22 protein-coding genes and 1 pseudogene are annotated in these 26174 nt (G+C 71.8%); 12 read left to right on the top strand and 11 right to left on the bottom strand.

Going from position 1 to position 26174, the window contains the following annotated elements:
- Nucleotides 1–74: 74 nt before the first annotated feature.
- Nucleotides 75–1337 carry a beta-ketoacyl-ACP synthase II gene (fabF, locus tag OHA19_RS27715; RefSeq protein WP_405712356.1) on the top strand — a complete coding sequence of 421 codons (1263 nt, stop codon included), beginning with the start codon at nt 75–77 and terminating at the stop codon, nt 1335–1337.
- Between the two features lie 108 nt (nt 1338–1445).
- Here fabF and OHA19_RS27710 read toward each other — a convergent pair whose 3' ends face one another.
- Entirely contained in the window at nt 1446–1940 is a 495-nt protein-coding gene (locus OHA19_RS27710; RefSeq protein ID WP_405712358.1) for a DUF3145 domain-containing protein, read from the bottom strand.
- Nucleotides 1941–2291: 351 nt separating this feature from the next.
- On the opposite strand from OHA19_RS27710, the gene OHA19_RS27705 reads away from it, so the two are divergent.
- Nucleotides 2292–3200 (top strand): SGNH/GDSL hydrolase family protein, encoded by a 909-nt coding sequence (locus tag OHA19_RS27705; protein WP_405752039.1) that lies wholly within the window; start codon nt 2292–2294, stop codon nt 3198–3200.
- Between the two features lie 11 nt (nt 3201–3211).
- The gene (locus OHA19_RS27700; protein ID WP_405752036.1) at nt 3212–4210 is read left to right on the top strand and encodes an aldose epimerase family protein; all 999 of its coding nucleotides are present in this window, start codon (nt 3212–3214) and stop codon (nt 4208–4210) included.
- Nucleotides 4211–4276: 66 nt separating this feature from the next.
- Here OHA19_RS27700 and OHA19_RS27695 read toward each other — a convergent pair whose 3' ends face one another.
- Entirely contained in the window at nt 4277–6748 is a 2472-nt protein-coding gene (locus tag OHA19_RS27695) for a beta-glucosidase (RefSeq protein WP_405752033.1), read from the bottom strand.
- A 151-nt stretch (nt 6749–6899) separates the two neighbouring features.
- Between OHA19_RS27695 and OHA19_RS27690 the strand changes: the two genes are divergently transcribed.
- Both OHA19_RS27690 and OHA19_RS27685 read left to right on the top strand, forming a co-directional pair.
- Nucleotides 6900–7496 carry a TetR/AcrR family transcriptional regulator gene (locus OHA19_RS27690; RefSeq protein WP_405752030.1) on the top strand — a complete coding sequence of 199 codons (597 nt, stop codon included), beginning with the start codon at nt 6900–6902 and terminating at the stop codon, nt 7494–7496.
- Between the two features lie 164 nt (nt 7497–7660).
- The gene (locus tag OHA19_RS27685; protein WP_405752027.1) at nt 7661–9616 is read left to right on the top strand and encodes an FAD-dependent oxidoreductase; all 1956 of its coding nucleotides are present in this window, start codon (nt 7661–7663) and stop codon (nt 9614–9616) included.
- A gap of 21 nt (nt 9617–9637) precedes the next feature.
- On the opposite strand, the gene OHA19_RS27680 is transcribed toward OHA19_RS27685, so the two are convergent.
- The 4 genes from OHA19_RS27680 to OHA19_RS27665 all read right to left on the bottom strand — a co-directional run bounded on the left by OHA19_RS27680 (nt 9638) and on the right by OHA19_RS27665 (nt 12709).
- Nucleotides 9638–10246, bottom strand: a complete 609-nt coding sequence (locus OHA19_RS27680) for a LysE family translocator (RefSeq protein WP_405712368.1) — start codon at nt 10244–10246, stop codon at nt 9638–9640.
- 22 nt (nt 10247–10268) lie between these two features.
- Complete coding sequence (locus OHA19_RS27675; RefSeq protein ID WP_405752024.1) at nt 10269–11054, bottom strand: EI24 domain-containing protein; 786 nt, start codon at nt 11052–11054, stop codon at nt 10269–10271.
- 117 nt (nt 11055–11171) lie between these two features.
- Nucleotides 11172–11600, bottom strand: coding sequence for an organic hydroperoxide resistance protein (locus tag OHA19_RS27670; RefSeq protein ID WP_405712372.1), 429 nt, complete (start codon nt 11598–11600; stop codon nt 11172–11174).
- 89 nt (nt 11601–11689) lie between these two features.
- Nucleotides 11690–12709, bottom strand: coding sequence for an NADP-dependent oxidoreductase (locus tag OHA19_RS27665; protein ID WP_405752021.1), 1020 nt, complete (start codon nt 12707–12709; stop codon nt 11690–11692).
- A gap of 148 nt (nt 12710–12857) precedes the next feature.
- Here OHA19_RS27665 and OHA19_RS27660 point away from each other — a divergent pair, with 148 nt between their 5' ends.
- The 4 genes from OHA19_RS27660 to OHA19_RS27645 all read left to right on the top strand — a co-directional run bounded on the left by OHA19_RS27660 (nt 12858) and on the right by OHA19_RS27645 (nt 16803).
- Nucleotides 12858–13301, top strand: coding sequence for a MarR family winged helix-turn-helix transcriptional regulator (locus OHA19_RS27660; protein ID WP_405712376.1), 444 nt, complete (start codon nt 12858–12860; stop codon nt 13299–13301).
- 67 nt (nt 13302–13368) lie between these two features.
- Nucleotides 13369–13935: a hypothetical protein gene (locus OHA19_RS27655; protein ID WP_405712378.1), complete on the top strand. Its 567-nt coding sequence runs from the start codon at nt 13369–13371 to the stop codon at nt 13933–13935.
- 148 nt (nt 13936–14083) lie between these two features.
- Nucleotides 14084–15121, top strand: a complete 1038-nt coding sequence (locus OHA19_RS27650) for a rod shape-determining protein (protein ID WP_405712380.1) — start codon at nt 14084–14086, stop codon at nt 15119–15121.
- Nucleotides 15122–15171: 50 nt separating this feature from the next.
- Nucleotides 15172–16803 (top strand): GAF domain-containing protein, encoded by a 1632-nt coding sequence (locus tag OHA19_RS27645; RefSeq protein ID WP_405752018.1) that lies wholly within the window; start codon nt 15172–15174, stop codon nt 16801–16803.
- On the opposite strand, the gene OHA19_RS27640 is transcribed toward OHA19_RS27645, so the two are convergent.
- Nucleotides 16781–17212, bottom strand: coding sequence for an Lrp/AsnC family transcriptional regulator (locus tag OHA19_RS27640; RefSeq protein ID WP_124717831.1), 432 nt, complete (start codon nt 17210–17212; stop codon nt 16781–16783). The two genes, OHA19_RS27645 and OHA19_RS27640, sit on opposite strands and share 23 nt — an antisense overlap.
- A 147-nt stretch (nt 17213–17359) precedes the next feature.
- Between OHA19_RS27640 and OHA19_RS27635 the strand changes: the two genes are divergently transcribed.
- Entirely contained in the window at nt 17360–18568 is a 1209-nt protein-coding gene (locus OHA19_RS27635; protein WP_405712383.1) for a nitrate/nitrite transporter, read from the top strand.
- Between the two features lie 197 nt (nt 18569–18765).
- Here OHA19_RS27635 and OHA19_RS27630 read toward each other — a convergent pair whose 3' ends face one another.
- On the bottom strand, nt 18766–20004 hold the full coding sequence (locus OHA19_RS27630) for an IS4 family transposase (RefSeq protein WP_405752015.1): 1239 nt from the start codon (nt 20002–20004) through the stop codon (nt 18766–18768).
- Nucleotides 20005–20154: 150 nt separating this feature from the next.
- Here OHA19_RS27630 and OHA19_RS27625 point away from each other — a divergent pair, with 150 nt between their 5' ends.
- Nucleotides 20155–21618 (top strand): acyl-CoA synthetase, encoded by a 1464-nt coding sequence (locus OHA19_RS27625; RefSeq protein ID WP_405712385.1) that lies wholly within the window; start codon nt 20155–20157, stop codon nt 21616–21618.
- On the top strand, nt 21611–22963 hold the full coding sequence (locus OHA19_RS27620) for a carboxyl transferase domain-containing protein (RefSeq protein ID WP_405712387.1): 1353 nt from the start codon (nt 21611–21613) through the stop codon (nt 22961–22963). The genes OHA19_RS27625 and OHA19_RS27620 overlap by 8 nt, the downstream gene beginning before the upstream one ends.
- A 100-nt stretch (nt 22964–23063) precedes the next feature.
- Here OHA19_RS27620 and OHA19_RS27615 read toward each other — a convergent pair.
- From OHA19_RS27615 to OHA19_RS27605, 3 genes and pseudogenes are all read right to left on the bottom strand, one after another.
- Nucleotides 23064–23551 (bottom strand): annotated as a pseudogene (locus OHA19_RS27615) (MFS transporter); the annotation flags it as partial.
- Nucleotides 23552–23657: 106 nt separating this feature from the next.
- Complete coding sequence (locus OHA19_RS27610) at nt 23658–25541, bottom strand: ABC transporter ATP-binding protein (protein ID WP_405712388.1); 1884 nt, start codon at nt 25539–25541, stop codon at nt 23658–23660.
- 130 nt (nt 25542–25671) lie between these two features.
- Nucleotides 25672–25866 carry a hypothetical protein gene (locus OHA19_RS27605; protein ID WP_405712390.1) on the bottom strand — a complete coding sequence of 65 codons (195 nt, stop codon included), beginning with the start codon at nt 25864–25866 and terminating at the stop codon, nt 25672–25674.
- Nucleotides 25867–26174 lie beyond the last annotated feature (308 nt).

Here is a 26174-nt window from a genome sequence, read left to right as displayed (position 1 = left end):
GGCCTGTACCTGTGTCGCCACCCGGCGGTGGCGCCGCTGATTCACGACCCCCTACACGTGGAGAAGATTTTCCAGTGAACTCGACCAATCGCACCGTGGTCGTCACCGGTATCGGCGCAACCACTCCGCTGGGTGGCGACTCGGCGTCGACCTGGGAAGGTCTGATGGCCGGTCGTTCCGGCGTCAAGCCTCTCGAGGGCGAACGTTTCGCCGAACTGCCCGTCCGGATCGCCGCCCTCGCGGCCGTCGACCCGGGCGACGTCCTGCCCCGCCCGCTCGCCCGCAAGCTGGACCGCTCGGCGCAGTTCGCGCTGATCGCTGCCCGTGAGGCCTGGTCCGACGCCGGTTTCACCGGCAAGGCCGGCGAGGACGAGAAGATCCGGCCCGAGCGGCTGGGCTCGGTCATCGCCTCCGGCATCGGTGGCGTGATCACCCTGCTCGACCAGTACGACGTGCTGAAGGAGAAGGGCGTACGCCGCGTCTCCCCGCACACCGTGCCCATGCTCATGCCCAACGGCCCGGCGGCCAACGTCGGCCTCGAGGTCAATGCCCAGGCCGGGGTCCACACTCCGGTCTCCGCCTGCGCCTCGGGCGCCGAGGCGATCGGGTACGCCGTCGAGATGATCCGCACCGGCCGTGCCGATGTGGTCCTCGCCGGTGGCACCGAGGCGGCGATCCACCCGCTGCCGATCGCCGCGTTCGCCAACATGATGGCGATGTCCAAGAACAACGACGATCCCCAGAAGGCTTCGCGTCCGTACGACACCGGCCGTGACGGCTTCGTGCTCGGCGAGGGCGCCGGGGTAGTCGTCCTGGAGTCCGCGGAGCACGCCGCGAAGCGTGGCGCCAGGGTCTACTGCGAGGTGCTGGGTCAGGGGCTGTCCGCGGACGCCCACCACATCGCGCAGCCCGAGCCGACCGGGCGCGGCATCGCAGCCGCGATGCAGAACCTGCTGGACCAGACGGACCTCAAGCCGTCCGAGGTCGTGCACCTCAACGCGCACGCCACGTCGACGCCGCAGGGCGACGTCGCGGAGCTGAAGGCGCTGCGCAAGGTCCTGGGTGACGACCTCGACCATGTCGCGATCTCCGCGACGAAGTCGATGACCGGTCACCTCCTCGGTGGCGCCGGCGGCATCGAGACCGTCGCGACGGTCCTGGCGCTGCACCACCGGATGGCTCCGCCGACGATCAACGTGGAGCACCTCGACGAGGCGGTGGAGGCGGACATCGTGCGCGATGCGCCCCGTCCGCTGCCGGAGGGTTCGATCGCCGCGATCAACAACTCGTTCGGGTTCGGCGGGCACAACGTGGTCCTGGCGTTCCGCAGCGTCTGACCCGCGGTCCGCGGCCCCGGTACGGCGATGCCGCCTTCCCTTCGGGGGAGGCGGCATCGTGCGTTGCGCGGGGCGCTCCCCCGCTTCCCGGGCCGGGGCCGGAATTCGTCACACCACCTGGTGCAGCCACCGCACCGGCGCGCCCTCGCCCGCGTGGCGGAAGGACTCCAGCTCGTCGTCCCAGGGCTTGCCGAGCAGTTTGGCGATCTCGGCCTCCAGGTCGCTCTCGCCGCGCGCGGACCGTGCCAGCGCGGCCCGCAGCCGGTCCTCGGGCACCAGGATGTCGCCGTGCATGCCGGTGACGGCGTGGAAGATGCCGAGGCCGGGCGTGGAGCTGTAGCGCTCGCCCTCCGACGTGGGGCTCGGCTCCGCCGTCACCTCGAAGCGCAGCAGGTCCCAGCCCCGCAGCGCAGAGGCGAGCTTGGACGCCGTGCCGGGGCGGGCCTGCCAGGAGAACTCCGAGCGCCAGGTGCCGGGCGCGGCGGGCTGTCTGATCCAGTCCAGTTGGACCCGCACACCGAGGACACCGCCCATCGCCCATTCGACATGGGGGCAGAGCGCGCGCGGTGCGGAGTGAACGTACAGAACTCCACGTGTCGTCACCGGGACCTCCAGTGTGGGACGAGGTTCGCCTTCCCCAGCGGCTTCGCGACCGTACCGTCTCTTCTCGGCCGGATCCCGAGGTTGTCATCAGTAAACAGCATCGGGGTGAAACTCCTGAAAAGGGACAGTATGTGACGTGATGTGATTTACGGAAAGCCACCCGAGTGGAGCCGGGCGGGGGAAACGCGCCGCTGGTTCGACGAGGAAAAGCTACCGCGCGGCGGAGGCCCAGGTGTGACGTACGGTCGGTCCCGGGCCCTTCATTCGCTCAGCTTTCACCCGCCGGGGCGGCCGGGCCTTCCGACCGGTGCCACCAGGGGTTGCCGGGGGCATAACCGAGGGGACCAAGGGATGCAGGATCGTTTCGCCCGCCGCCGTTCGCGTACTGCGGCCACCGTCCTGGCGGCGCTCTCATTGCTCGGCACGGCCGTTCTGGCCGGCTGTGACTCCGGCCCGGAAGGGACCACGAAGGGGGCGGCCGCGCAGCCGTCGGCCAGGCCGGGCCCGGTCTGGGACCGCGAGCCGGGCTCGGTGGCCGCCGTCGGCGACTCCATCACCCGCGGTTTCGACGCCTGTTCGGTGCTGGCGGACTGCCCGGAGGTCTCCTGGGCGACCGGCACCGACAGCGGGGTGCGCAGCCTCGCCGTGCGGCTGCTCGGTGCGTCGGGGGCCGCCGCGCGCAGCTGGAACCACGCCGAGACGGGGGCCCGGATCGCGCAGCTGCCGGAGCAGATGGCGTCGGCCGCGAAGGAGAGGCCGGATCTGGTGACGGTGATGATCGGCGCGAATGACGCCTGCCGGGACTCGGCGCGGTACATGACCCCGGTGGCCGATTTTCGTGCGTCGTTCGAGGCCTCGATGCGTCAACTGCGTGCCGGGGCGCCCAAGGCGCAGGTGTACGTGTCGAGCGTGCCGGATCTCCAGCGGCTCTGGTCGACGGGGCGCGGCAACGCACTGGGCAAGCAGATCTGGAAGCTGGGGATCTGCCGGTCGATGCTGGGCGACGCGGACGACATGGGCGCGCCCGCGACGGCCCGGCGGGCATCGGTGCGGGAGCGGGTCGTGGCGTACAACGAGGTGCTCCGGGAGGTCTGCGCGAAGGACCTGCGCTGCCGGTACGACGGCGGGGCGGTCTTCGACTACCCGTTCACCGGCAAGCAGCTCAGCCAGTGGGACTGGTTCCATCCGGGGCGCGACGGGCAGGCACGGCTGGCGGAGATCGCCTACCGCAATGTCACCGCGACCCGGCCCCCCGCGTAGGCTCCGTGATCATGATCACTGGTCCGGGCACGGCGATGCGTACGGAAGAGTTCGGCACCCTCGCGGACGGCACCCGGGTGCATCGCTGGACGCTGGAGCGGGACGGTACGCGGGTGCGGGTGCTGACGTACGGCGGCATCGTGCAGTCGGTCGAGGTGCCGGACCGGGACGGGGCGCGGGCGGGGATCGCACTCGGGCTGCCGGATCTCGCCGGGTACCAGGAGTTCTCCGGCCCGTACTTCGGCGCGCTGGTCGGGCGGTACGCGAACCGGATCGGCGGGGCCCGCTTCGAGCTGGACGGGCGAACGCACCGGTTGACGGCCAACGAGGGCCGCAACCAGGTGCACGGCGGGACCGTGGGCTTCGACAAGCGCGTGTGGCGGGCGCGGGAGGTGACGGACGGTGTCGAGCTGTCGCTGGTCTCCGAGGACGGCGAGGAGGGCTTCCCGGGCCGTCTGGCGGTGTCGGCGGCCTACACCCTGGACGAGGGCGGGGCGCTGCGGATCACGTACCGGGCGACGACCGACGCCCCGACGGTGCTGAACCTGACGCACCACACGTACTGGAGCCTCGCGGGCGACGACAGCGGCAGCGCGCTCGGGCAGCTGCTGCGGATCGCGGCCGGGCGGATCACTCCGGCCGACGCCGAATCACTGCCCACGGGCGAGTTCCTGCCGGTGGAAGGAACCCGGTTCGACTTCCGTGCGCCGGCGCCGGTCGGCGCGGGCTACGACCACAACTTCGTGCTGGACGGGGCGGGCACGGGCCCGGCGGCCGAGCTGTACGACGCGGCCTCGGGGCGCGTGCTGACGGTGACCACGACGGAGCCGGGGCTCCAGCTGTACACGGCGGACCACTTCGACGGCCGGCCGTTCGGACCGTGCGCCGGGATCGCCCTGGAGACCCAGCACTTCCCCGACTCCCCGAACCGGCCCGCGTTCCCGAGCACGGTGCTGCGGCCGGGCGAGGAGTTCGTCTCGACGACCGTGTACGGATTCTCGGTGCGCTGACGGGGTGGCGGGGGGACGAGGGCTGCCCCGTCCCCCCGGACCTGGGGACGGGGGTGCCCCCAGGGTCTAGTTCTTGATCTCGACGGCCTCCGTCCGGCGTACGTCACCGAGCGAGTGGGCCGCCTGCACCTCGTACGTGCCGGGGACGACGACCCAGTCGTACGCCTCCTCGTCCCAGATCTCGTAGGCGCGCCGGTCCAGCGCGACCACGGCCTCGGCGCTCTCGCCGGGCGCCGCCTCGACCCGTGCGAAGCCGGCCAGCCTGCGGGCCGGGCGGTCGGCGGTGTCGTCCCGGGGCGCGACGTAGATCTGGACGGTCTCGGCGCCGGGGCAGGTACCGGTGTTGCGGACGCGGACGGTGGCGGAGTCCGGGCCGGTCTCCAGGCTCTCGTACTCCCAGGTGGTGTAGCCGAGTCCGTGGCCGAAGGGGTAGGCGGGCGCGGTGCCGGCCTTCTCCCAGGCCCGGTAGCCGACGAATACGCCCTCGTCGTAGTGGAGTTCGCCGTCGGTGGGGACGGTGTTCGAGACCGGGACGTCGGCGAGCGTGGCCGGCCAGGTGGTGGGGAGGCGGCCGCCCGGTTCGTCCGCGCCGAGCAGGACGTCCGCCAGCGCGTGGCCCGCCTCCTGGCCGGGGAACCAGCCGAGCAGTACTGCGGCGACCTCGTCGCGCCACGGGAGCTCCACCGGGGAGCCGGAGTTGACGATCACGACGGTGTCCGGGTTGACCGCGGCGACGGCCCTGACCAGGTCGTCCTGGTGGCCGGGGAGCCTGAGATCGGTGCGGTCGAAGCCCTCGGACTCGACGCGTTCGGTGGTGCCGACGACCACGATCGCGGTGTCGGCGGAGCGGGCCGCCTCGACGGCCTCCGCGATCAGCTCCTGGGGGTCGCGACGCGGGCCGAGGTGGCAGAGCGAGAACGAGACGCCGAGGACCGGCTGGTCGTCGCCCAGGGTCTCGGGGACCTGCCGCAGCGAGACCTCGACGGGTTCGCCCGCGGTGAGGGTGATCCGGCCGCGCTCCAGCGGGTTGCCGAAGAAGGCCTCGCCGGGGTCGGCGGAGCCGGTGACCCGGTGGATCTCGTCGTACAGGGTCTCGCCCGCGACGGTGAGGGTGAGCGCGCCGGTCCCGCGGGTGCCGAAGACGTGCTCGCCGCCGTCGCGCGGGACGAAGGTGCCGGTGATCTCGACGCTGTGCAGCGTGGCGCGGGTGACGCCCTCGGGGAGGTCGTCGCCGATCCACTGGACGGTGCCGCCGCGCAGCGGCGCGGTGCCGATGACGGTGCCGGCCTCGTCGTAGCAGACGGCCCTGAGGTCGAAGCCCTTCTCGGCGGGGACGAGTTCGGTGTTGGGGTCGGCGCCGACGCGGTAGTCGACGACGCCCTCGGGGAGGGCGGCGACGAGGCCGTCGAGCGGGGAGACGATGTGGTGCGGGAAGACCTGGGCGGAGCCGCCGCCGAGGACCCGGGCGTCCCGGGCGAGGGCGCCGCTGACCGCGACCTTGCGGACGGCCGCCGGGCCGATGGGGAGGGCGGCGCGTTCATTGCGTACGAGGACGAAGGAGCGGCGGGCGATCTCGCGGGCCAGGGCCTCGCCGTCGACGGCCGCGGGGCGGGCGGCCTCGTCGACGACGGGCGGGGCGCCGTCCAGGATGCCGACGCGGGCGGCCAGCCGCAGCACATTGCGTACGGCGCCGTCGACGACGGACTCCTCGACCTCACCGGCCCGTACGGCGTCGGCGAGCGCCTTGCCGTACACCGTCTTCGGGCCGGGCATCGCGACGTCGAGGCCGCCGTTGGCGGCGGCGACGGTGGAGCGGGCGGCCAGCCAGTCGGAGACGATGTAGCCGTCGAAGCCCCATTCGCCGCGCAGCACCGCGTTCTGCAGGTAGCGGTGCTCGGTCATGGTGGCGCCGTTGACCCTGTTGTAGGCGGCCATGATGCCCCAGGGGTGGGCGTTCTTGACGATCCGTTCGAACGGGGCGAGGTAGATCTCGCGCAGGGTGCGCGGGGCGACGATGTTGTCGACGGTGAAGCGGTCGGTCTCGGCGTCGTTGGCGACGAAGTGCTTGACGGTCGTGCCGACCCCGCCGTCCTGCACCCCGAGCACATAGCCGGTGCCGATCTCGCCGGTGAGGTACGGGTCCTCGCTGTACGTCTCGAAGTGGCGCCCGCCGAGCGGGGACCGGTGGAGGTTCACGGTCGGGGCGAGGAGGACGTGCACCCCCTTGCGGTGTGCTTCCTGGGCCAGCAGCCGGCCGGCCCGGCGGGCCAGCGCCGGGTCCCAGGTCGCGGCCAGCGCGGTGGGCGAGGGCAGTGCGACGGACGGGTCGTCGGCGCTCCAGGCGACGCCCCGGACCCCGATCGGTCCGTCGGACATCACCAGGGAGCCCAGCCCGACGGCGGGGAGCGCGGGCAGCGACCACATGTCCTGGCCGGCCAGCAGCCGTGCCTTGTCGTCGAGCCCCAGTGCGGCGAGCGCCGCGTCGACCACGGCCTCGCGGGCCGCATCGGGATTGGTGGGTGTGGACGCGTCTGCCACGGCCGTTCCTCCTCGTCGGATCTGGACTGAATGCCTCCATACTGGCCCCATCACAGGTAGAGCAGTAGGTTTCGTTATCGTTCCGTGATATTCGGGGATGCCGTACGGTCCCCAGTGCGGGACCGATGAAGCACCGAAAGGGGCCGGGGCGATGGTGCGGGCCAGAAGTACGGAACGCCGGGCGGAGATCGTCCGGGCCACGCTCGAAGTGATCGCCGAGCGCGGCTATCGCGGCGCCTCGCTGAGTGCCGTCGCCGAGCGGGTCGGCCTCAGCCAGCAGGGGCTGCTGCACTACTTCCCGACCAAGGAGGCTCTGCTCGTCGCCGTGCTGGAGGAGCGCGACCAGTGGGACACCGGGGGCGGCACCAGGAGCGACGGCGTCTGGCGGATCGAGCTGCTGGCCTCGCTGGTGGAGTACAACGCGATGCGGCCCGGCATCGTCCAGACGTTCTCGGCGCTGCTCGGCGAGAGCGTGACGGAGGGGCACCCCGCGCGGGAGTTCTTCACCCGCCGCTACACCCAGGTCCGGTCGAGCATGGCGGCGATACTGCGCGCGGAGTACGGCGAACGGCTGCCGGGCGGGCTGACCCCGGAGCGCGCGGCGCCGCTGCTCGTGGCGGTGCTGGACGGGCTCCAGTACCAGTGGCTGCTGGACCCGGACTCTGTGGACATGCCCGCGGCGTTCGGGGACTTCCTGGCGCTGTTGCAGCCGGCCGGGCCCGGGGCTCCGGAGAGCCCCCAACCATGAGCCGTCCCAAGGCAGCAAGGGCTTCGGAAAACCCGCAATCATGACATGACCTGCGCCTGAGCAGGCGTGAACCTGATCATTCAGGGTCTCCTGCGGGTGATTTCGGGACGGTCTACGCGCGTCCGGGCACAGGGCACCCTCCGGCGCGGCCCAGGGTTGGCCGCATGACTTCCAAGCCCGCCGGGTCTTCCTCCGGCCTGCCCTCCCGCCGCACCCTGATCACGAGCGCCACCGCCGGTGCCGCGGCCCTGGCCGTCTCCGCCGCCGGAGCCGCGAGCGCCGCCGCGCCCGGCACCGCCGGATCCGCCGCCACGTCGGGCACCGCGCTCGCCCCCGCGGCCACCGGCTCGGACTGGAACGCCTGCCTGACCGTCGCCCGCGCCATCCTCGTACGCGACGAACAGGACCAGCCGCTGGTCCCCGGCTACCGCGACATCCTGCTGTCCAAGGGCCTGCCGCGCAGCCGCAAGCCCCCCAAGAAGGTGCTGATCGTCGGCGCCGGGCCGGCCGGGCTCACCGCCGCCCATCTGCTCCGCGAGGCCGGGCACACCGTCACCGTCATCGAGGCCAACGGCAACCGCGTCGGCGGCCGGATCAAGACCTTCCGCCAGGGCGGTCATGAGAACGCGAAGGCGCCGTTCGCCGACCCGAAGCAGAACGCCGAGGCCGGCGCGATGCGCATCCCCGATAGCCATCCGCTGGTCACCGGCCTGATGGACAGCTTCGACCTGAAGCGTCGCCCCTTCTACCTGGTGGACGTCGACGCCGAGGGCAATCCCGTCAACCACACCTGGATCCACGTCAACGGCGTCCGGATGCGCAAGGCCGACTACGCGGAGAAGCCCCGGGCGATCAACCGCTCGTTCGGGGTGCCGGCCGAGTTCGAGAACAAGACCGCCGCGTCGATCGTGCGCGAGGCGTTCGCGCCGGTGCGCAAGGAGTTCGAGGGCAAGGAGGGCCGGGAGCTCGTCGAGGGCTGGGCGCGGGTGATCCAGCGGTACGGGCACTGGTCGATGTTCCGCTTCCTGACCGAGGCGGCCAAGCTCGACGAGCGCACCATCGACCTCATCGGCACGGTCGAGAACCTCACCTCCCGGCTCCATCTCGCCTTTGTGCACAGCTTCATCGGGGCCTCCCTGATCAGCCCGGACACCGCGTTCTTCGAGCTGCCGGGCGGCACGGGCGTCCTCGCCGACGCGATGTACAAGCGGGTCAAGGACCTGGTGCGGCTGGACCGCCGGGCCACCAGGATCAGTCACGGCACCGACGGCGTCGAGGTCGAGACGATCTCCGAGGGCCGCGACGGCAAGCCGCTGGTGCGTCAGACCTTCCGCGGCGAACGGGCGATCATCACCGTGCCGTTCTCCGGGCTGCGCCACATCCCGGTCACGCCCGCGCTCTCGTACGGCAAGCGCCGGGCCATCACCGAGATCCACTACGACGCGGCGACGAAGGTGCTGCTCGAATTCAGCCGCCGCTGGTGGGAGTTCGAGGAGAAGGACTGGAAGACCGAGCTGGAGAGGATCAAGCCCGGTCTGTACGACGCCTACCAGCTGGGCAAGGCGCCGGCCGACGGTTCGCTGCTGGGCTCCCACCCCTCCGTACCGGCCGGCCACCTCCCGCCCAACCAGCGGGTGCACTACGCGGCGTACCGGGCCACCGCCCGCAACCAGCCCGAGGCCGCACACGTCATCGGCGGCGGATCGGTCACCGACAACCCCAACCGCTTCATGTTCCAGCCCTCGCACCCGATCAAGGGCAGCGCGGGCGGCGTCGTCCTCGCCTCGTACAGCTGGTCCGACGACGCGCTGAAGTGGGACTCGCTGAACGACGACGAGCGCTACCCGCACGCCCTGGGCGGGGTGCAGGACGTGTACGGGCAGCGCGTCGAGGTGTTCTACACGGGCGTCGGCGCCACCCAGTCGTGGATGCGCGACCCGTACGCGTACGGCGAGGCGTCGGTGCTGCTGCCGGGCCAGCACACCGAACTCTTCGCCGATGTGCGCTCGGTCGAGGGGCCGCTGCACTTCGCCGGCGACCACACCTCGATCAAGCCGGCCTGGATCGAGGGGGCACTGGAGTCGGCGGTCAGGTCGGCGCTGGAGGTGCACACCGGCTGACCCGGGTCCGGCGGGCGTCGCTCAGCGGGCCAGACCCAGGGTGACGCCCAGTCCGACGAGCACCGACCCGATGCCCCGGTTGAGGGCCTTCTGCCACTTCAGCATCGAGGTGCGCAGGCGCGAGTTCGAGAAGAACAGCGCGACCAGGGCGAACCAGCCGAAGTGTGCGGCGGACATGAACAGCCCGTAACCGGCCTGCTGCCACACACTCGTTCCGGGCCCGACGACCTGGGTGAAGGTGGACACGACGAAGAGCGTGGTCTTGGGGTTCAGCGCGTTGGTGAGGAAGCCGGTGCGCAGGGCCCCGAACCGCGTCAGCTGCGGCTTGGACTCCAGGTCGACGTCGAGATCGCCGCGGGCGAAGAAGGTCCGCAGCCCGATATAGACGAGATAGGCCGCGCCGACCAGCTTGATCGCGGTGAACAGGGCGGTGGACGAGGCGATCAGCAGCCCGACACCGAGCATCGTGTACGTGACGTGGACGAGCACGCCCGCGGCGACTCCGACGGCGGCCATGAGTCCCGTCGTGCGGCCGTAGAGGTAGCTGTTGCGGATGACCATCGCGAAGTCCGCGCCCGGACTGATGACGGCCAGGACGGTGATGACTGCGACAGCGATGAGCTCGGTCATGGGCGGATGATCTCCTCGGTCCTCAGTCCTTGTCGAGGGTGTACGGAGTGGGGGCGTCGTCCTCGTCCCCGCCCGACGGCACCAGATCGCGCGCCAGCAGAGTGGCTCCGGCGACGGCACCCGGCATCAGGAACACGGCGACGAACGGGATCAGGAAGGCGAGCCCCAGCGGCACGCCGAAGCCGAGGGTCAGCAGCCGGCGGCCGCGCAGCAGCGCGAGCCGGTTCTTCAGCGCCATGCCGCGGCGCTGGAGCGCGACGGCGGTGAGCTCCTCGGCGAGGAAGTAGCCGGTGACGCAGAAGCCGATCACCGGGACGACGGTCTGGCCGACGACCGGGATGAATCCGAGGGCGAAGAGCAGCACCGAGTAGAGCCCCACCCGCACCAGGATGCGGACGCTGTCGCGGGCGGAGATCCACAGCTCCCGCCAGAGCGGCAGCCCGGACTCGGGGACCTCACCGCCCTCGGTGCGGTCGACCTGCTCGGAGAGCGACTCGTAGAAGGGCTGGCCGACCAGCAGCGTCACGGCGGTGAACGTGATCACGGCGAGGAAGAGCCCGAGGCCGAAGACCAGCACGGTCAGGGTGTTGCGGAGCAGGGCTAGCCAGGGCGAGGACCAGTCGTCGGCGAACGGGGTCGCCCAGTCCACGAAGTCGTCGGCGCCGTAGCCGAGACCGGTGAGCGCCGCCGCGTACAGGACGAGTGTGACGAGTCCGGGCAGCAGCCCGAAGCCGAACCAGCGTCCGTGCCGGCCGACCCAGCGCTGTCCCTTTATCAAGTAGCCGAAGCCCGCCCCTAGATCACGCATGGCGTCAGCGTACTGGTGGGGAAGGGGTGCCGTCGGGCGGGTGGTTGTCGCGGACACGGCGGAGGGCCGCACCCCTTCGGGAGTGCGGCCCTCGACCTGTCGCGGGTGGGCGGACGGTCAGGCGACCGACAGCTCCACCTTGATGTTTCCCCGAGTGGCGTTCGAGTACGGGCACACCTGGTGGGCCTTCTCGACCAGCGACTGCGCGGTGGCCTTGTCGACGTTCGGGATGGTGGCGCTGATCGCCACCTCCAGGCCGAAGCCGCCCTCGGCCGTCTTGCCGATGGAGACCTCGGCGGTCACCGTGGAGCCGGTGATGTCCGCCTTCTCCTGGCGGGCCACCACGCCGAGCGCGCCCTGGAAGCAGGCGCTGTAGCCGGCCGCGAAGAGCTGCTCCGGGTTGGTGCCCGTGCCGCTTCCGCCCATGGCCTTCGGCGGGTTGACGATGACGTCGAGGTTGCCGTCGTCGGACGAGACTCGGCCGTCACGGCCGTTCTCGGCGGTGGCGACGGCGGTGTAGGCAACGGTTATGTCCTGAATGGTCATGCTGGGTGTTCCTCCTGCTGTGCGCCGCGACTCGCGCCCACGATCGCGACGGCCTGTGGGTGAGCCTAACCGGTCCGCCGGAGCAGCCGTCAGGCGAGGGAGACGATCATCTTTCCGGTGTTCTCGCCGCGCAGCAGACCGAGGAAGGCGTCGAAGCCGTTCTCGATGCCCTCGACGAAGGTCTCGCGGTACTTCAGCTCGCCCGAGGCCAGCCAGCCGGCGACGTCCTGGACGAACTGCGGCTGGAGGTCGGCGTGGTCGCCGACGAGCATGCCCTGGATGCGCAGCCGCTTGCCGATGACCAGGGCGAGGTTGCGCGGGCCGGGGGTCGGCTCGGTCGCGTTGTACTGGGCGATCATTCCGCAGACGGTGACGCGGCCGTGCAGGTTGAGCGAGGAGATCGCCGCTTCGAGGTGCTCGCCGCCGACGTTGTCGAAGTAGACGTCGATGCCGTCGGGGGCGGCCTCGCGCAGCTGGTCGGCGACCGGGCCGTTCTTGTAGTTGAAGGCGGCGTCGAAGCCGTACTCCTCGACGAGGAGCTTGACCTTCTCGTCGGAGCCGGCCGAGCCGATGACCCGCGAGGCGCCCTTGAGCTTCGCCATCTGGCCGACCTGGCTGCCGACCGCGCCGGCCGCGCCGGAGACGAAGACGGCGTCGCCCGCCTTGAAGGAGGCGACGTCGAAGAGGCCCGCGTAGGCGGTGAGCCCGGTCATGCCGAGCACGCCGAGGTAGGCGGAGAGCGGGGCGAGCGAGGCGTCGACCTTCACGGCGTGCTTGGCCGGGACGTCGGCGTACTCGCGCCAGCCGAGACCGTGCAAAACGTGGTCGCCGACCGCGAAGCCGTCGGCGTTCGAGGCGATGACCTCGCCGACCGCGCCGCCGTCCATGGGGTGGTCGAGCTTGAAGGGCGGGGTGTACGACTTCACGTCGTTCATCCGGCCCCGCATGTACGGGTCGACCGAGAAGTGCAGATTGCGGACGAGGACACGGCCCTCGCCGGGAGCGGCGACCGGGACCTCACGCAGCGCGAAGTCCTCGGCCTTCGGCCAGCCGTGGGGGCGGGCGACGAGGTGCCATTCACGGCCGGACGTGGGAAGTGCTGCTGACATGGGCTCGGGTTCTCCTCAATGTCCTACGAGGTGGGGGAAGCTCCGGCCGGGCGGTGGGGGCCGCACCGGGAGCGAAATACTTCAGGTGGTGAAACAACCATGCTCCTGAATATTTCATGTTGTCAAGCAACCGGCTATCCTGAGTGTCATGGCCACTTCCCGCACAGACCCTCTGACCCTCGAAGTCGTCGAGCTCATCGGTACCGTCGTGGCGCGCTACTACGAGGAGTACGACGAGGCGGCGGCAGCCCACTCGCTCACCGGTGCGCAGGCGCGGGTGCTGGGGCTGCTCTCGCTGGAGCCGATGCCGATGCGCAGGATCGCCCAGAAGCTGAAGTGCGAGCCGTCGAACGTCACCGGCATCGTCGACCGGCTGGAGATCCGCGGCCTGGTGGAGCGCAGGCCGGATCCGGCCGACCGGCGGGTCAAGCTGGCCGCTCCCACGGAGCTGGGCGCGCGGACCGCGCACCAGCTGCGCGATTCGCTCACCTTCGCCCGGGAGCCGCTGGCCGAGCTGTCGGACGAGGACCGGACGATGCTGCGGGACCTGCTGCGCCGGATGCTGGGCGAGCCGGGTTCCGCGGCCGGGTGAGGACCGGGCCCCGCCTGCCGGGAGGTGAGCCGGGCCCCTCGGGCCGCGGTGTGGAACCGTTGCACCCATGACCGCGCCCGCGCCCTTCGGCCCCCGTGAGTTCCAGCTGGTCCTGCTGCGCCGGATGGCCGACCACCAGCCCGGCCTCGTCGAGGACGCCCGGCACGAGCTGAGCGCCTCGGCCGCCGAGATGCGCGAGGCCAACCGCCGCTGGCAGGCCATGGTGCGGGCGCCCGGCGGACGGGGCGCGCTGCGCCGCTACCGTTCGGTGCTCGGCGAACCCGTGTCGTCCGTCCGCCGCGCCGTCGGTGACCTGGAGTGCGACGCGCTGCGCTGGCGGACGGTGCTGTGGCCGGACCTGTGGTTCGAGGTGATGGTCGCGCCGGGCGGCGCGGTGTGGAACGAGTGGCTGGTCCGGGCGCCGGGGGCGCCGGGCCCCGAGCTGCGCACGGTCGAGGATCTGCGGCCCTGGTCGGGCACGGTCGACGAGGTCGCGCGGGCCTTCGCGCCGGCCCGCCCGATGGAGGGCGGCGCCCCGGCCCGGTGGGCGCTCGCGATCACCGCTCCGGGGACGGGCGAGCCGTACGTCGCCGAGTTCACCTGGGGGCTCCTCCAGCGGCTGCTGCCCGGCTGATTCCCGCGTACCGGGCCTTCTGCCGGCCCGTCAGCCCGGTCCCTCCTACAGCGCATCCCAGCGCGCGCCACGACTCCGAACGGCGCACGATTACGGGACGGCACCGGCTGCCGCCGGTGCCACCGTCCGCGCTCTCGGGAGACCTGCCGTGACCGTCAGTCTTGAGCAGTTGCGCCGCTGCCATGTCGCCGTCGACCTCGGGGCCGCCCGGACCCGGGTGTATGTCAAGGGCCTCGGGCTCGTCGTCGACGAGCCGAGCGTCGCCGCGGTGAACACCCGTACCGGGTCGCTCATCGCCGTCGGCGCGCTCGCCGAACAGATGACGGGCCGCACCCCCGACTACATCCGGGTGGCCCGGCCGGTCACCGGCGGGACCGTCGTCGACATCGAGATGGCCCAGCGCATGCTCCGCCATCTGCTCGGCGAGAAGCTCCGCCGCCAGCTGCGCCGCAAGCCGCGGCTGCGGGCCGCCGCCTGCACCCCGCACGACAGCGATCCGCTCGCCCAGCGGGCCGCCGTCGAGACGATGGTCGGGATCGGTGCCCGGCGGGTCGAGCTGGTCGACACCCTGATCGCGGCGGCCGTCGGCTGCGGACTGCCGGTCGAGCAGCCGACCGCCACCATGATCATGGTGTGCGGGGCGGCGACCACCCAGATCGCGGTGCTCTCGCTCGGTTCGATCGTGAGCGCCGTACGCATCCCCGTGGGCGGCGACGCCATCGACCACGCGGTGATCCAGCATCTGCGTCAGCACCATGAGCTGATGCTGCCGAGCCAGTCCGTGCGCCCGCTGCAACTGGCGCTCAGCGGCGGCGGCCTGACCTCGAAGGGGCCCGCCACGACCGAGATCCACGGCCGTGACGTGGCGACCGGCCTGGCCCGCTCGGTGCAGGTGGACACCACCGCGATGCGGCAGGCCATCCACGCCCCGCTCACCGCGGTGCTCGACGGGCTCGGCAAGATCCTGCGCGACTGCCCGCCCGATCTGGTGGCCGATCTGGCGGACTGCGGAATCATGATGGTCGGCGGCAGCGCGCTGCTGCCCGGTCTCGACCAGATGCTGAGGGACGCCACGGGGGTGCCGGTGCACATCGCGGAGCGGCCGGACATCTGCGCGGTGCTGGGGCTCGGCGCCATGCTGGACGGGCAGATCGAGCCGCTGGTCCTCGACCCCCTCGCCTGCTGAGCGCCGCGGGCGTACGGCGCATGAGGGACGAGACCGCAGACATACGGCACATGACCGACGAGACCGCGAACATACGGCGCACAACCGACGAGACCGCGGACGCCGGACCGTCCGGGGCGGCCCCGGCGGCGACTCCCGTCCCGGAGAAGCCGCCGCTGTCGGCCCTCCTGGAAGCCGTGCTCGGCATCGGCGCCGATCTCGAACTGCGGGTCATGCTCCAGCAGATCGTGGACACCACGACGACTCTGACCGGGGCCCGGTACGGTGCGCTCGGCGTGCTCGACCCGGAGCGCGGCACCATCGGCGAGCTGTACACCTCGGGGCTCGACGACACCGAGCGGCAACGCATCGGCCGGTTTCCGGACGGGCATTCGGGAATGCTCGGCGCTCTCGCCGACGAGCCGGGGCCGTTGCGCCGCGACGATCTGACCGCCGATCCGCGGGCCGGCGGGGTGCCGCCCGGCCATCCGGCGACGCGTTCCTTCCTCGGGACACCGATCCGCGTCCACGACCAGGTCTTCGGCAACCTCTACCTCACCGAGAAGCACACCGGCCGCTTCACCGATTCGGACGCGGCGGTGCTGAGGGCGCTGGCCGCCCAGGCCGGCATCGCCATCGCCAACGCCCGGCTGTACGCGGCGGCCCGGCAGCGGGAGCGCTGGATCGAGGGGGCCGCCGCCGTCACCACCGCGCTGCTCACCGGCGGGAGCGCGGCCGACGCGCTGATGACCGTCGCCGAAGGGGCCAGGACGCTCGCCGACGCCTGCGCCGGGGTCATCCTCCAGCCGAACGAGGAGGGCGGAATGGAGATCGTCACCGCGTCCACGCTCGACGACCCGGCCGGGATCGTCGGTACGGCCATCGCCCCCGGCTCGGCGGTGCTGGTCCAACTGCTGGGCGGGGAACCGGTGTTCATCGAGGACTCGGCGACCGATCCGCGGATGACGACGCATGTGCGGTCGCGGTTCGGGCCCAGCATGATGCTGCCGCTGCAGAGCGGCGGGCGGCTGATCGGCACCCTCGCCCTGCCCCGGCGGCGCGGCGACCGCCCGTACACGGCCGTGGACCGGCTGCTGGCCACGCAGTTCGCCTCGCAGGCCGCGCTGGCGCTGGTCCTGGCGGACGCCCGGCACGACCGGGAGCAGCTCGCGGTGTACGAGGACCGGGACCGGATCGCCCGTGATCTGCACGACCTCGTGGTCCAGCGGCTGTTCGCGACCGAGATGATGCTGGAGTCGACCCGCCGCAGGGCCGCCGCCCCGGACACCGACGAGCTGCTCGGCAGGGCCGTCGACGAGCTGGACTCCACCATTCAGGAGGTGCGGACGGCGATCTTCGCCCTCCAGCAGCCGCCGGCCGAGGCCCCCGCCACCTTCCGCGGCCGGGTGCTGCGGGAGACCGCGGGCGCCGCCGCCGCGCTCGGCTTCCCGCCGTCGGTGCACTTCACCGGGGCGGTCGACGCGCTGGTCCGGGATCCCGTGGACCGGCAGCTGCTCGCCGCGCTGCGGGGCGCGCTCGCCACCGCGCACCGGCGGGCCGGGGTGTCGGCGATCGAGGTGGCGGTGGACGCGACGGCCGAGCTGCCGGACGGTCGGGCCGCGGTCCGGCTGACGGTCGCCGACGACGGCCGCGAGGAGGACGGCTCGCGCTCGCCGACCGTCACCTGGCAGGCGCCGCTCTGAGCGCGACCCGGGTGTTGGAGTGGGCGACCCCGGCCTCCCGCTTCAGCCTGCGCAGCAGCCCGTCCAGGGCGGCGGTGTCGGCGACGGTGGCCCGTACGAGATAGTCGTGGCCGCCGGTCACGTGGACCACCTCGGTGATGCCTGGCAGGGCGAGCACCGCCCGCTCGAACACCTCGTTGGTCGTGTCGATCCGCAGCGTGACATCGATGAAGACGACGAGGCCGGTACGGGTGTCCGCGGCCGGGTCGATGATCACGGTGAAGCCGCGGATGACACCGTCGCGGCGCAGCCTGCGCACCCGGTCGGCCGCCGCGTTGGCGCTGAGCCCGACCCGTACACCCAGATCGCGGTACGAGATCCGGGCATCCTCCTGGAGGATGCCGAGGATTTCCCTGTCCAGACGGTCCATACTGCGATTGTCGCAGCTTTGCCCGGTTCGCGACTGTGCAAGTCACGCCCACCGGTACCCCGTCCCCGTATCCGGCCCCGGCCGGCGGGGGACCCGTATGGCGCATTCCGGCAGGCCCGGGCATCCCTCCCGCCCTTGACTGAAGGGGTGGATACAGCCGTCAAGCAGTCCCCCTCCACGATCGACGCGCCGTCCTCGGCCGCCTATCGCAACCTCGTGATGGCCACGATCGGCTTCGGGCTCACCTTCTGGGCCTGGAACCTGATCGCGCCGCTGTCGGGGGACTACAAGGAACGGCTGGGTCTGAGCTCGTTCGAGCAGTCGCTGCTGGTGGCGGTGCCGGTGCTGGTCGGTTCGCTGGGCCGGATCCCGGCGGGAGCGCTCACCGACAAGTACGGCGCCCGGCTGATGTTCCCGCTGGTCTCGGCGCTCACCATCGTGCCGGTGCTGCTGCTGATCCCGGCGCGGGACTCCTACGGCGCGATGCTCGCCGTGGGCTTTCTGCTGGGCCTGGGCGGCACCACGTTCGCGATCGGCATCCCGCTGGTCAACTCGTGGTTCCCGCCCGCCAAGCGGGGTCTGGCGCTCGGGATCTTCGGCATGGGGATGGGCGGAGTCGCGCTGTCCGGGTACTTCACCCCGAGGATCGCCGGGCACGGCGACAACCTGCCGTACCTGGTGGTCGCGGCGGCGCTCGTGGTGTACGCGGCGCTGGCCGCGGTGCTGGTCAGCGACCGGCCGAGCCGCCCGGTGCCGACCGACTCGCTCGGCCACCGGCTGGCCGACGCCGGACGGCTGAGGGTCACCTGGGAGCTGTCCGCGCTGTACGCGATCGGGTTCGGCGGAATCGTCGCGTTCGGCGTCTACCTCCCCACGTATCTGAAGACCTGGTACGACCTGTCACCCACCGACGCCGGCACGAAGGCCGCCGGGTTCGCCCTGGTCACGGTCGTCTTCCGGCCGATCGGCGGCTGGCTCTCGGACCGCGTCCACCCGGCCGTGGTCACGGCGGCGGCGCTCGGCCTGGCCGCCCTGATGGCGATCGTCCAGGCCTTCGACCCGCCACTGGCCCCGGGCGGCACGATCGCGCTGCTCTGCATGGCGGCGGGCCTGGGCACCGCGAGCGGCAGCGTCTTCGCCCTGGTCTCGCAGGTGACACCGCAGGCGAAGGTGGGCAGCGTGACCGGGATCGTCGGCGCGATGGGCGGCCTGGGCGGCTTCGTCCCGCCGCTGGTCATGGGCGCGATCTACAGCGCGAAGGGGTCGTACTCGATCGGCTTCATGCTGCTGTCGGACCTGGCGCTGGCGGGGTGCGTGTACGCGTACGGCCGCATGCGCGGGCTCAAGCGGGCCTAGGGCCAATACCGGTGCTTTAGTGCTTAATTCGTGGGTTTGGGGATGTTTTGGTGGGTTCGACGAGGGTGACGGCGGGGGTGGCCGGGCGAGGTGGGTTGTTGTGTTCGGTGCGTTTGAGTGCCCAGTTGGACATTTTGCGTTTGATCACACGCGGGTTGGACCGTAACCGCCGTGGTTCCAGGAGGCGTTCGGTGATTTCACGCAGGGTCTGCTTCAGTGCCCGGGTGAGCCGGGAGGGGGGAAAATCCCGCCTGGCTGGTGGTCTGCCGGCGGACGACGCGCAAGGTGCGGGTGAAGGACATCCGGTCCGGATCCTCCCTCTCCTGCCGGGCGGCCTGGTGCATGAGGTCGCGCAGGGCGTGGTGCACCAGGAGGAACCCGAAGATCTCCTGCTCGGCCCCGACCGGATACTGGGAGCGCAGGACGAATCCGGGTCCGCCCAGGTGGATCTTGATCTCGTCGAGGGTGGTCTCGATCTCCCAGCGCTCGGCGTAGAGCGCGGCGAGCTCCACGGCCGGTGCGGTGGCCGGGTCCAGGAGCGTGGTGACCAGCCGGTAAACGGCGCCCTCCCCACCTGGGCCCAAGGCGTATTCGATGACGCGAACCTGTGCCGGGTCGGCCCGCCGGTTCTTGTCCCGGGCGGCAACGATCTCCGACAGATACGAGCCATCGGGCAGCGCGGCCACCACGGGCAGGACCGCGTTGCTCCGGACCCGCCACAACAGGTCCGCGCCGGTCGACGCGGCGGCCCGCCACAGATCGAAGCCGAGGAAGCCCCGATCCGCCAGGAGCAGCATTCCTCTGGTCAGCGAGGGGAACAGACGGCGGGCCAGGGCCGTCTCATGCACCGCCAGTGGCGCGACGTCGGCGGCGAACACGGCGTGGGTACCGCACTCGACCAGGGCCACGGCCCTGGCCTGCGGATACGCGCTCCTGCCCTGGCCACGCCCCGTTCCCGGCCGTCCGAAGAAGGCGGCGTTGGCCTGCGTATCGGGAAGGTCGAAGGTCGTCCCGTCCACCGACACCAACCGCAGACCCCGAAACCACGCTCCCGTCGTCGCCGGGAGCGCCACGGGCCGACAGACTCTGGCGAACAACGTCTTCATCGGTTCCGCCCCCAGCCGCAACCGGGCCCGTCCGATCGCCCCGCTGGTGGGCACCCGCCACGTCTTCGACCAGCGGCGTTCGCGTTCCAGGCCCTGGGTGAGGAGCCGTCCGACCTCCTCATACCCCTGCCCCGAGAACAGGCACATCGCCAGCACGAAATACATCACCACCCGAGCGGGAAGCAGACGCTGACGTTCCTCGGTGCGTCCGCACTCCGCCACCACCTCATCCACCAACTCCGGCGGAAACGCACGCGTGAGCACTCCAAGGGCGATGCGATCCGAAAACCGATCGCCCTCAACTACCTTCAACTGTCCGGGCCTTGGCACACCAACTCAACGAGCCAGCATTACCAAAGTCACCGGTATTGGGCCTAGGGCCTCTCGTTCGGACCATGCCGGGCTCGCGTGCCCCGGTGCCTGATCCGCCCTGATCCAAACGAAAGACCCCAGGCCCCCTCTTCCGGATCAGCCCTTAGGGTGCGGTGGGTGACTCCTCTTCTGTTTGTGCCGGATGACGGTTCGACCCGGGAAGCCACCCGGTTCGGCGAACACACCATGACCTACGAGCGGTTGGCCACCGCCTCCGCCGCGCTCGCCGGGCGTCTCGCCGGCGCCGGGCGGGTCGCGGTCTGGGCCACCCCCACCCCCGAGACGGTGGTCGCCGTCGTGGCCGCGCTGCGTGCCGGGGTGCCGGCGGTTCCGCTCAACCCGAAGACGGGGACGCGCGAACTCGCCCACATCGTGGCCGACAGCGAACCGACCGCGGTGCTGGCCGGGGCGGGCGACACGCTCCCGCCGGTGCTGGAGGCGCTGGACCGCATCGACGTCGACACGGCCGCGGAGGGCACCCGCGCCACGCTCCCCGAGCCCTCCCCCGAGTACCCCGCGCTGATCGTCTACACCTCCGGCACCACGGGCCCGCCCAAGGGCGCGATCCTGCCGCGGCGGGCGATCGCCGCCTCGCTCGACGCGCTGGAGGACGCCTGGCAGTGGACCGGCGACGACGTGCTCGTACACGCCCTGCCGCTGTTCCATGTGCACGGCCTGATCCTGGGCGTGCTGGGGCCGCTGCGCCGGGGCGGATCGGTGCGCCACCTGGGCCGCTTCTCCACCGAGGGGGTGGCCCGGGAGCTGTCGTCCGGCGGCACCATGCTCTTCGGCGTGCCCACGATGTACCACCGGCTGGCCGAGGCCCTCGACGGCCCCGGGTCGCAGGGGCTGGCGAAGGCGCTGGCCGGCGCCCGGCTGCTGGTGTCCGGGTCGGCCGCGCTGCCGGTGCACGACCACGAGCGGATCGCCGCGGCCACCGGCCGCCGGGTCATCGAGCGGTACGGCATGACGGAGACCCTGATGAACACCGGCGTCCGGGCCGACGGCGAGCCGCGCCCCGGAACGGTCGGCGCGCCCCTGCGCGGCGTGGAGCTCCGCCTGGTCGAGGAGGACGGCACCGTCCTCACCGGGGACAGCACCAGCCCCGACGCGATCGGCGAGATCCAGGTCCGCGGCCCGAACCTCTTCACCGGCTATCTGAACCGCCCCGACGCCACGGCCGCCGCGCTCACCGGGGACGGCTGGTTCCGCACCGGGGACATGGCTACCCGGGACGCCGACGGCTACGTACGGATCGTCGGGCGCAAGGCCACCGACCTGATCAAGAGCGGCGGCTACAAGATCGGCGCCGGGGAGATCGAGAACGCGCTGCTGGACCACGCCGGTGTCCGCGAGGCCGCCGTCACCGGTGAGCCGGACCCGGACCTGGGCGAGCGGATCGTCGCCTGGGTGGTGCCGGCCGACCCGGCGGCACCGCCGTCCGAGCAGGAGCTCGCGGACCATGTGGCCGCCCAGTTGTCCCCGCACAAGCGCCCGCGCACGGTCCGCTACCTGGACGCGCTGCCCCGCAACGACCTCGGCAAGATCATGAAGCGGTCGCTCCATGGCTGACCGGATGGGCGCGAGGGCGGCGATCGCGGCCGTCACCGCCGAGTTCGAGGAGCTGACGGAGACCGCCGCGCCCGGCCCGGACAGCGCCGGGGACGGGCCGCTCTCCTGGGCCGGGTACGCGGACTCCAGGGGCCGTGCCGCCGCCCGGACCGGCGAGGACGAGTCCGTCGTGTACGGCCTCGCCCCGGTCGGCGGGCAGCGCTGTGTGCTGGTCTCGTTCGAGTTCGGGTTCCTGGGCGGTTCGCTGGGGCAGCGCACCGGGGACCGGCTGGAGGCCGCGTACGAGGCCGCCCGGATACGGGCGCTGCCGCTGGTCTCGCTCATCGCGACGGGCGGCAGCCGGATGCAGGAGGGCATGGTCGCCCTGACCCAGCTCCAGCGGGTGGCCCGTGCCTCGGCGCGGCTGCGGGCGGCGGGCCCGGCCCAGCTCGCGGTCCTGCGCGATCCGACGACGGGCGGCGGCTGGGCCACGCTGGGGGCGGGCGCCGATGTGATCCTGGGGCTGCCGGGCGCCCAGGTCGGGTTCGCCGGTTCCCGGGTACGGCCGCCGGACGCGGACCCCCACGCGTACACCGCCGAGGGCCAGCTGGCCGCGGGCCAGATCGACGCCGTCGTCCCGCCGGACGAACTCCCCGGGACGGTGGCCCGCTGGCTGCGGGCGCTGCACACCCCGGACTCCCCCGCGCCGCCCGCCCCGGTGCCGGACGCCCTGTCCGCCACCGGCCTCCCGGCGACCGGCTGGGACGCGGTGCGGCAGGCCCGCTCGGCCGCCAGGCCGCGCGCCGAGGCATATCTGGACGCGTACTTCGACCACCGCCTCCCGCTCGTCGGCGACCGCTGCGGGGGTACGGACCCGGGGCTGCTCTGCGGTTTCGGGCGGCGCGACGGGCGCTCGATCGCGTACGTGGCCCAGTGCGGCACCGCGACCCGCCCCAGCGGCTACCGCACGGCGGCACGGGTGATCCGGCTGGCCGGCCGGCTCGGCGTCCCCGTGCTCACCCTGATCGACACCCCGGGTGCCGCGAACGACGCGGCGGCGGAGCGGTCGGGCGCGGGCGCCGCGATCGCCGACGCCTTCGCGGCGATGGCCGAGGCCCCGGTCCCGGTCACCACCCTGGTGATCGGCGAGGGCGGTTCGGGCGGCGCACTGGCGCTCGCGGCGCCGGGGAACACCCATGTCACCCGGGACAGCTACTTCTCGGTCATCGCCCCGGAACTGGCGGCGGCGATCCTGAAGCGCGCCCCGGACGAGGTACGTGCCACGGCCGACCAGTTGCGGCTGCGCCCCCAGGACCTGGTGGAACTGGGCTTCGCCCGCTCGGTGGTGGGACCGGCGCGGGAGTGAGGCGGGGGCGGGAGTGAGGCGGGGCGTCCGGGCTGCGGGGGTCTCAGGGCTGCGGGTTCCGCGCGTCGTACCGGGCGAACCCGCGCCACCGCAGCCCCATCCCGGTGGTGCTGGTCATCGAGGTGAGGGCGTTGGCGGCGGGCAGCTGCCCGGCCGGCAGCAGCCGGGCGATCATCGAGCTGCGGGCCGGTGAGTTGACCGCGAAACAGGCCGCCTGGAGGGCGACGATCGCGTACAGCAGCTCCACCTGCTCCACCCCCGCGACGGTGCTGGCGACGAGGGCGACGGAGAGCACGAACGACCCGGCGGAGCCGGCCAGGCCGAGCTTCCGCCGGTCGATGGTGTCGGCGACGGCACCGCCGTACAGCCCGAAGACGACCAGCGGCAGGAACGAGCAGAACCCGATCAGCCCGACCGCGAAGGCGGACCCGGTGATGTCGTAGACCTGGAGCGACACGGCGAGCGATGTCATCCCTGCCCGATCCAGGAGACCGTGTTCCCGAACCAGAGCCGCCGGTAGTCGGGGGAGATCCGCAGGGGCGTCAGGTCGGCGAGTATGCGGGTGCGAGGGGCGGGTCCTTCGGTCACAGCGGATGGTAACCACCGGGTTCACCGGCGGTGCCGGGCCACCGTCGGGAACCGGCCGTCCCGGCGGCGCCGTGCGGTGTCCGTACCGCCGGCCGGCTGCCTCTGGCTACCTCCAGTGGATCCCTGACGGCCGGGCGGACTTGTACACCGTTCCGTTGTGCGGCTGCACGCGGCGCTCGAAGAGCGTGGCGTACAGGCCGCTCCTGCCGAGAAGTTGGGTGTGCGTGCCGGATTCCACCAGGCGCCCCTCGTCCAGTACGAGGATGCGGTCGGCGTCCGCGGCCAGGGCCAGGTCGTGGGTGATCACGATGGTGGTGCGGCCGCGGGCCAGCCGCCGCAGGGGCTCCAGGATGCGTTCCGCGGCCAGCCGGTCCAGTCCGGTGGTGGGCTCGTCGAGGAGGAGCACGGGTGCGTCGCGCAGCATGGCGCGGGCGATGGCGATGCGCTGCAACTGACCGCCGGAAAGCCGGGAGGTACCGGTGGATATGACGGTGTCATATCCCTCCGGGAGGACCTCGATGAAGGCGTGGGCGTCGGCGGCCCGCGCGGCCCGCACGACGTCGTCATGGTTCGCGCCGAGGCTGCCGCAGGCGATGTTCTGCTCGATGGTGTCGTGCAGGACGAGGGTGTCCTGCGGCAGCAGCGTGATGTTGCGGCGCAGATACGTCAGCGGCATCCCGTCCACGGACACACCGTCCAGCCGTACGCTGCCGGCGTCCGGGTCGTAGAACCTGAGCAGCAGCGCGGCCAGCGTCGACTTGCCCGCACCGCTGGGCCCGGTGATGACCAGCAGTTCGCCGGGACTTGCGGTGAACGAGAGGTCGCGGAGCACCTGCTCGCTGCTGCCGGGGTAGTGGAAGGACACCTGACGCGCCTCCACCTCGCCGAGTGCCCGGCCGCGCTCCGGCACCGGCACAAAGTCGCCGGGGTCGGTGACGGAGGGCTCGGAGTCGAGGATCTCCAGCAGTCGTTCGGCGCCCGCGGTCGCGGCGGTGGCCGTCAGACCGAGCTGGCCCAGCGAGCGGATCGGCGGGTAGAGGTAGCCGATGAAGGCGGCGAAGGCCAGCAGCTGCCCGAGGGTCATCCGGCCCGCCGAGATCTCCCACGCCCCCAGACCGATGATCGTGAGGACGCACAACGTTTCGAGGACTTCGATGAATTGCTCGTAGAACTCGGTGAGGCGGACGGCCTTCACCGCGGTCCTCAACCGGAGCCGCGCCTTGCTGCTGAGCCGTTTCTCCTCGTCCTGCTGCCTGTTGTACGCCTGGGTCATGACGACGTTGACCAGGGTCTCCTCGACCACGGCGGTGATGGCGCCGTCCGCCGCCCGACCGCGCCGGGACACCGCGCGCAGGGGCTTGGCGAACCCGCGGGTGACGACCACCAGGACCGGAACCATGAGGAAGGTGGCGAGGGCCAGGTCCCAGCGCAGCAACAGGGCCGCGCCGGCGTAGAAGATGGTGCCGAACAGTGCCGACGCCGTCCCCACGATGCCTGATACCACCAGCGCCTCGATGGCCTCCACGTCGCCGGTCAGCCGCTCCACCAGGTCGCCGCGGCGATTGCGCTGGAAGAAGTGCGGCGGGAGCTTCTGGAGATGGCTGAAGACGCGGGCCCGCAGCCGTAGTACGAAGCGTTCGGCGGTCCAGACCGCGAGCGAACTGCCCAGGTACCCCACTACGGCACCGGCGACCGCCACGGCGAGCCACTGCGTGGCGGGTTTCCAGAAGGCACTGACGTCGCCGGTCTGCAGCGCCTTGTCGGTGAGTTCGGCGAACAGCAGGACGGTGACGGTCTCGGCGAAGGCGGCCAGGACCGCACAGAGGAAGATGACGACGAGCCAGCGCCGGTCGCCTCTGGTCAATGGCCAGAAGCGCCGGAAGGACGCCAGGATGCTGACGGGGTCGGTACGGATCGGAACATCCGTCACCGGGTCCTCGGGCGGCTCTTCGGGACGGGCTGAACTCTGGAGCGGGCTGCGAAAGCGCATGGGCATCACGTCACAGAGGTGCTCGGGTCAGGGACCGTAGCCATGGAAATGGGCCCAAACGACGAGGCCGACCCGCGCGGTGTGCGCGAGCCTGCCTCGAGTTGGGGTCAAGGATCGGGGATGAGGGGTGTCAGCAGCCCCAGCCACGTCCACGCCCACGACCGCCATAGCCGTAGTCGTCGAAGTAGCCGCCGTAACCGCGTCCGCCGTAACCGCGTCCGCCGTATCCGCGTCCGCCGTAACCGCCACGGCCACCGTAACCGCCACGGCCACCGTATCCGCCGTGGCCCCTGTCCCTGTGGTCGAAGATGCTGCGAACCTTCATCTTCGCCTCCTCTGGAGGAGTTCACTGTGCCGCTCCTTGCTCTTGCTGCGGCACCTCCGACACTACGTCCGACCCCTGCGGCCAACAAGTCGTAGAAGCCGTAATCAAGGATTAAAAGTGACGAAATACCCCAATCCTTCGGAGCGTTGTCATAGGTGACTCTCCGGACATGACGCATCGACAAGAAACGGGCGGGCCCCGGGCCGCACTTCACCGGGACGACCCACCGGGCCGAGGCGCGGCCGTCTGATCGTGCGACGAGGCCGCGGCGAGGGCCCCACGGAATCCATGAGGGCCCTGATACCTAC

Origin of the sequence: Streptomyces sp. NBC_00012 (assembly GCF_045040875.1) — a bacterium.
Taxonomy (GTDB): Bacteria; Actinomycetota; Actinomycetes; order Streptomycetales; family Streptomycetaceae; genus Streptomyces.
The sequence above is the reverse complement of the archived record's forward strand: the minus strand, read 5'-3'. Positions and strand labels throughout refer to the sequence as shown.

What these genes read in the sequence shown, in the direction of transcription:
- OHA19_RS27705 (WP_405752039.1), top strand. Translation starts at nt 2,292, where the DNA reads ATGCAGGATCGTTTCGCCCGCCGCCGTTCGCGTACTGCGGCCACCGTC.
- OHA19_RS27700 (WP_405752036.1), top strand. Translation starts at nt 3,212, where the DNA reads ATGATCACTGGTCCGGGCACGGCGATGCGTACGGAAGAGTTCGGCACC.
- OHA19_RS27690 (WP_405752030.1), top strand. Translation starts at nt 6,900, where the DNA reads ATGGTGCGGGCCAGAAGTACGGAACGCCGGGCGGAGATCGTCCGGGCC.
- OHA19_RS27685 (WP_405752027.1), top strand. Translation starts at nt 7,661, where the DNA reads ATGACTTCCAAGCCCGCCGGGTCTTCCTCCGGCCTGCCCTCCCGCCGC.
- OHA19_RS27680 (WP_405712368.1), bottom strand. Translation starts at nt 10,246, where the DNA reads ATGACCGAGCTCATCGCTGTCGCAGTCATCACCGTCCTGGCCGTCATC.
- OHA19_RS27675 (WP_405752024.1), bottom strand. Translation starts at nt 11,054, where the DNA reads ATGCGTGATCTAGGGGCGGGCTTCGGCTACTTGATAAAGGGACAGCGC.
- OHA19_RS27670 (WP_405712372.1), bottom strand. Translation starts at nt 11,600, where the DNA reads ATGACCATTCAGGACATAACCGTTGCCTACACCGCCGTCGCCACCGCC.
- OHA19_RS27665 (WP_405752021.1), bottom strand. Translation starts at nt 12,709, where the DNA reads ATGTCAGCAGCACTTCCCACGTCCGGCCGTGAATGGCACCTCGTCGCC.
- OHA19_RS27660 (WP_405712376.1), top strand. Translation starts at nt 12,858, where the DNA reads ATGGCCACTTCCCGCACAGACCCTCTGACCCTCGAAGTCGTCGAGCTC.
- OHA19_RS27655 (WP_405712378.1), top strand. Translation starts at nt 13,369, where the DNA reads ATGACCGCGCCCGCGCCCTTCGGCCCCCGTGAGTTCCAGCTGGTCCTG.
- OHA19_RS27645 (WP_405752018.1), top strand. Translation starts at nt 15,172, where the DNA reads ATGACCGACGAGACCGCGAACATACGGCGCACAACCGACGAGACCGCG.
- OHA19_RS27640 (WP_124717831.1), bottom strand. Translation starts at nt 17,212, where the DNA reads ATGGACCGTCTGGACAGGGAAATCCTCGGCATCCTCCAGGAGGATGCC.
- OHA19_RS27620 (WP_405712387.1), top strand. Translation starts at nt 21,611, where the DNA reads ATGGCTGACCGGATGGGCGCGAGGGCGGCGATCGCGGCCGTCACCGCC.
- OHA19_RS27610 (WP_405712388.1), bottom strand. Translation starts at nt 25,541, where the DNA reads ATGCGCTTTCGCAGCCCGCTCCAGAGTTCAGCCCGTCCCGAAGAGCCG.
- OHA19_RS27605 (WP_405712390.1), bottom strand. Translation starts at nt 25,866, where the DNA reads ATGAAGGTTCGCAGCATCTTCGACCACAGGGACAGGGGCCACGGCGGA.